The 4,527-nt window shown below is 33.0% G+C and carries 6 protein-coding genes; 4 read left to right on the forward strand and 2 right to left on the reverse strand.

The window, feature by feature from the left end; all coding sequences use genetic code 11:
- Positions 1-146 precede the first annotated feature (146 nt).
- The 3 genes from ACFSQP_RS12960 to ACFSQP_RS12970 all read left to right on the forward strand — a co-directional run bounded on the left by ACFSQP_RS12960 (position 147) and on the right by ACFSQP_RS12970 (position 2,329).
- Complete coding sequence (locus tag ACFSQP_RS12960) at positions 147-629, forward strand: GNAT family N-acetyltransferase (protein WP_376895184.1); 483 nt, start codon at positions 147-149, stop codon at positions 627-629.
- Between the two features lie 182 nt (positions 630-811).
- Positions 812-1,369 (forward strand): hypothetical protein, encoded by a 558-nt coding sequence (locus tag ACFSQP_RS12965; RefSeq protein WP_376895186.1) that lies wholly within the window; start codon positions 812-814, stop codon positions 1,367-1,369.
- 165 nt (positions 1,370-1,534) lie between these two features.
- The gene (locus ACFSQP_RS12970; protein WP_290236953.1) at positions 1,535-2,329 is read left to right on the forward strand and encodes a cation transporter; all 795 of its coding nucleotides are present in this window, start codon (positions 1,535-1,537) and stop codon (positions 2,327-2,329) included.
- A 217-nt stretch (positions 2,330-2,546) separates the two neighbouring features.
- Here ACFSQP_RS12970 and ACFSQP_RS12975 read toward each other — a convergent pair whose 3' ends face one another.
- Positions 2,547-2,774 carry a helix-turn-helix transcriptional regulator gene (locus ACFSQP_RS12975; protein WP_376895188.1) on the reverse strand — a complete coding sequence of 76 codons (228 nt, stop codon included), beginning with the start codon at positions 2,772-2,774 and terminating at the stop codon, positions 2,547-2,549.
- Positions 2,764-3,210 carry a hypothetical protein gene (locus ACFSQP_RS12980; protein ID WP_376895190.1) on the reverse strand — a complete coding sequence of 149 codons (447 nt, stop codon included), beginning with the start codon at positions 3,208-3,210 and terminating at the stop codon, positions 2,764-2,766. The genes ACFSQP_RS12975 and ACFSQP_RS12980 overlap by 11 nt, the downstream gene beginning before the upstream one ends.
- Positions 3,211-3,453: 243 nt before the next feature.
- Between ACFSQP_RS12980 and ACFSQP_RS12985 the strand changes: the two genes are divergently transcribed.
- A complete protein-coding gene (locus tag ACFSQP_RS12985; protein ID WP_376895192.1) occupies positions 3,454-3,954 on the forward strand; it encodes a hypothetical protein in 501 nt (166 codons plus the stop codon).
- The last annotated feature ends 573 nt before the right edge of the window (positions 3,955-4,527 follow it).

Here is a 4,527-nt window from a genome sequence, read left to right on the forward strand (position 1 = left end):
TCGCCAAATTTTTTAATTTGACGATTTCCGATAAAAAAAGATAAATAGTAAAATTTAAAAATCTGGCTTGTACTTAATCCGAAAATAATCGCTAATTTATACGCTACGAGCCATATACAAAACCGTTGTAAGCCATTAGAACGAAAATGACGATAAGAAAACTTAAAACAAGCGAATCTGACTTCTTGGCGGATATGCTCTACGAAGCGATTTTTATTCCAGAAGGTACTGACCCTTTACCAAAAGAAGTAATTAAGGACAAATCTCTATCCAAATACATTCAAAATTGGGGAAAAGACAAATTTGACATTGCCTTAGTCATGGAATTGGACAATCAACTTATTGGAGCAATTTGGGGAAGGTTATTAACTGACGAGAATAAAGGGTTTGGCTATGTAGATAACACAACCCCAGAATTGAGTATGGCAGTTAAAAATGATTACAGAAACCAAGGAATAGGAACAAAGTTGATTAAGGCAATTGCTTCCGAATATCAAAAAATCGGAGTGGAGTGTTTATCGCTTAGTGTTGACAAGGCGAATAATGCCTCGAATCTATATAAGCGCCTCGGATGCGAAATAGTCGAAGAAACCGAGACTTCTTGGACAATGAAAAAAAGAATAAAATAACGGCTTACAACAATGTATATAAAAAATAGGCGAAACAGTAGTAAAATCAAGTCTTTTAGCGTGCATCAAACCTTGCACTTGACCGAAAGTTTCGAGCTTCCAAATCGCCTACTTTTCATATACTAACCGTTACCCAACATTTAAGAAAAACATTACAAATAACAAAAACAAACAGAAAAAAAATGAAAAAAAGCCTATTAATTTTAGTTTTCGGACTTTTAACAACTGTAAATTATGCTCAACAGAATAGCGAAATTAAAACCGAAAAAGTTTGGCGTGTGAATTTTTTGAATCCAGCAATTGAATTGGAAATTCCGACTGGACAATACTCTACATTTTCGTCAGCACTCGGAATTGGTTATGGTGGAGGATATCCTGACCTGACGTTTGGCGGAAGTGGATTTATTTATATTATCAGTCCGTTTGTCGATTTACAACAAAAATGGTTTTATAACCTAAATAAAAGAAATGGAAAAGATAGGAATACAGAAAATAATTCTGGAAATTTTGTGTCTTTTAGATTAATAACTCGTGGAAATTCAATAGCTGAAAATGTAAATCGGACTTCTGACTTTGATTTCGCATTTGGACCAACTTGGGGAATACAAAGAAAATATGGAAAGAATTTTCATTTACTTTTTGACGTCGGACCACAATATTACATCGACACAAATGGAAATGGGAATATTTGGCCAATAATGCTACAACTGAATTTAGGATTTGACTTAAAGAAACGATAAAAAACGTTGGGTAACACCGTGTATAATTAATGGCTAGTTCTCGCCTACTTACGAAAATCCTCGCGGATTTTCTATTTGGTTTTTATTTGCTAAATTAAGTGCTTAAACACGCCACTAATCATACACAATCACGTTGTAAGTAATGCCGAAAAACCCAGAAACCGAATGAAAAAGACAATATTTGAAATTACCAAAATGGACTGTCCTTCAGAGGAAAATCTAATCCGAATGAAATTAGATGGAATTTCAAGCATTGCGAATTTGGAGTTTGATATTCCGAATCGAAAATTGACCGTTTTTCACAGCGGAGAAATTGACCAAATCGAAAAGTCAGTTATCGAACTAAATTTAGGTGGAAAGAAAATCTCGACTAAACAAACCGACCAAACGGAATTTAAAGAAAACAAAAACCAAAAAAAGCTACTTTGGTCTGTACTCGTTATAAATTTTGCGTTTTTTATAATCGAAATGACAACAGGAATTATCTCAAAATCTATGGGACTTGTTGCCGATAGTTTAGATATGCTTGCGGACAGTTTTGTTTACGGAATTAGTTTGTTTGCGGTTGGCGGAACAGTAATAAAGAAAAAACGGATTGCCAAACTTGCTGGATATTTTCAAATAATACTTGCGATTATTGGATTTGTAGAAGTTTTAAGAAGATTTTTCGGAGACGAGAAACTTCCCGATTTTTCGACGATGATTATCGTTTCGATTTTCGCACTTATCGCAAACGGAATTTGTCTTTATATTTTGCAAAAGTCAAAAAGTAAAGAAGAAGCACATATGAAAGCGAGTATGATTTTCACCTCGAATGACGTGATTATAAATTTAGGAGTAATAATTGCAGGAATTTTAGTGCATTATTTGAGTTCTAATAAACCTGATTTGATTATTGGAACAATCGTTTTTATATTGGTAATTCAAGGAGCGTTTAGGATTTTGAAATTAAGTAAGTGAATGAAAAAAGCACTACTTACAACACCGTATATAGCTCATAGCTGGGCAGTTGCTTAATCGAAGTTTAGGCATATTTGCGAAGTCCGCCAAATTTTTTAATTTGACTTATTGAGAAAAAAAGGTAATAAGAAAATTAAAAAATCCGGCTAGTGCTTAACCGAAAAAAATATTGATAATTTGCACGCTACGAGCCATATACAAGACCGTTAGCCACAAATTAACTCGACCTACTTGATTTCGTATCAAAATCACTTTTTTCGAGCTCGAAAAGCTCTTCTACTCTTTTATTAAGAAATTTGGAAATTTTAAGCGATAAAACTGTTGACGGAACATAACGACTCGACTCAATTGAAATTATTGTCTGACGAGATACACCAAGTAATTTAGCAAGTTCCTCTTGTGTTAGTCCTTTAGTTACCCTTATGCCTTTTACATTATTTTTCATACTTATAAATTCCAATATGAACAATATAATTAAACCTTATAATATATGTAATCCAAAAAGTAAATATAGCAATGATGAAAAATAGCATCATACCTGCATCTTTTGGAGGATTTTTCATAAAACCAACACAAGTTAAACCTATAATTAAAAATAGAATTTGTAGCAAAGCTGCAAACTGAAAAGATTGCAATCGGACATTTTTTATCATTTCATCTTCAATTTTTTCTTTAGAAAATGATAAAGCATACAAACCGAATAGAAAAGCGAAAAATCCAAAAATTGCGGAACTTACATTCAGGAATTTTGGATTTGACATCCCAATGAATTGCGAAAATTCTGTTATCAATCCTAATTGCATTATTATCCAGAGTAAAAAACCTGTAGGTGCAATTATCAACCCTATTCTTTTGTAACGATGTGGTAAAAGTTTGAACATAATATTATTTTTTGTAAAGTTTACTTTACGTAAAGATAACTTAACATTTTGTAATAAACAAGAATTATTATTTTGAATAAAAATCTGTGGCTAACACCGTATATAATTTATTGCTAGTTCTAGCCTACTTACGAAAATCCTCGCGGATTTTCTATTCGGTTTTTATTTGCTAAATTTCGTGCTTAAACCACGCAACAAACCATATACAAACACGTTGGCAAACATTTGATGAAACGCAAAATCTTGAACATTATCGGACTGATTTTAATAGCAATTATCGCTATCGAATTTGGGATTTATTATTCGGATTTTAATTTAGTAAATGACCGAACATTGGAAATCGGAATGATAACGCTAATAGCAACTCTGATTTTTATTTACATCTATTTCAATAAATGGAGCTACAGAATTTTAATCGGATTGCCGACCTTGATATTCGGAATTATATTTTTAGGACTTGAAACAATCGGAATTATGGCAGGCTCTGAAAAAATAAGCTGGAATTGGAAAATTGGGGAATACGAAATCATTTATGCGAATATGGAATATTACGCTGGACCTGGAGGAAAAACCTATTTGAAATTACGAGAAAAATACTTCTTTGACCAATTTTATAAAACGCTTGACAAACAAAAAACTGAAAATACATTTTTGGAACTTGGAATAGGAAAAAAGAATTGTGATTTAAAATTTGAAAAAACAGGAATGGAATTTGACCTATGCGAGAAAAAACAACTGAAATAAAAAACGTTTGCCAACAACGTGTATAGCTCATTGCGGCTGAATTCCTAATCGGAATTCATTGCAATTTGCTATCTTCGTTCTACGGCGGAAAATCCTCGCGGATTTCCCGCAACGAGCCATACACCAAACCGTTAGGCACAAGTTGAAACGAGCAGCAACGGACCTTGCAAACTCGCAAACTTTAAGAAATTAAAAAAAACTCATTACGATTGATAAAATCACTTTGAGTGATTAGCCGCTCGTAAAAGCTGATTCCAAACCCGCCCTAGGTCATTTTTATTCATAGAACTTTTAGGAAAACTTCAACTTTTGGCTTATCACCTTTGACGACAAAAATTGACGAGCTACTTCATAAATATTGACCCTTAAATTTTGACCTGATAACGTATGATTCGCCTTCCGAAAATAAAAGGTGAGTGACCAAGCAGCTTCTGGAAATCTCCCCGGCTAGTGTCGATTTTTTTTACAATATTTTTGATGTTTAATAAAGTAATTTTTAACTCGAAAAATTTTAAAAAACCAACAAGCGAAAATCTGAACCTAAAAACCAGTGCCTAACAATGTGTATAATTC

Source organism: Bizionia sediminis, from assembly GCF_042684585.1.
Taxonomy (GTDB): Bacteria; Bacteroidota; Bacteroidia; order Flavobacteriales; family Flavobacteriaceae; genus Algorimicrobium; species Algorimicrobium sediminis.

Coding starts and splice junctions, on each gene's coding strand:
- ACFSQP_RS12980 (WP_376895190.1), bottom strand. CDS start 3,210: ATGTTCAAACTTTTACCACATCGTTACAAAAGAATAGGGTTGATAATT.
- ACFSQP_RS12975 (WP_376895188.1), bottom strand. CDS start 2,774: ATGAAAAATAATGTAAAAGGCATAAGGGTAACTAAAGGACTAACACAA.
- ACFSQP_RS12965 (WP_376895186.1), top strand. CDS start 812: ATGAAAAAAAGCCTATTAATTTTAGTTTTCGGACTTTTAACAACTGTA.
- ACFSQP_RS12970 (WP_290236953.1), top strand. CDS start 1,535: ATGAAAAAGACAATATTTGAAATTACCAAAATGGACTGTCCTTCAGAG.
- ACFSQP_RS12960 (WP_376895184.1), top strand. CDS start 147: ATGACGATAAGAAAACTTAAAACAAGCGAATCTGACTTCTTGGCGGAT.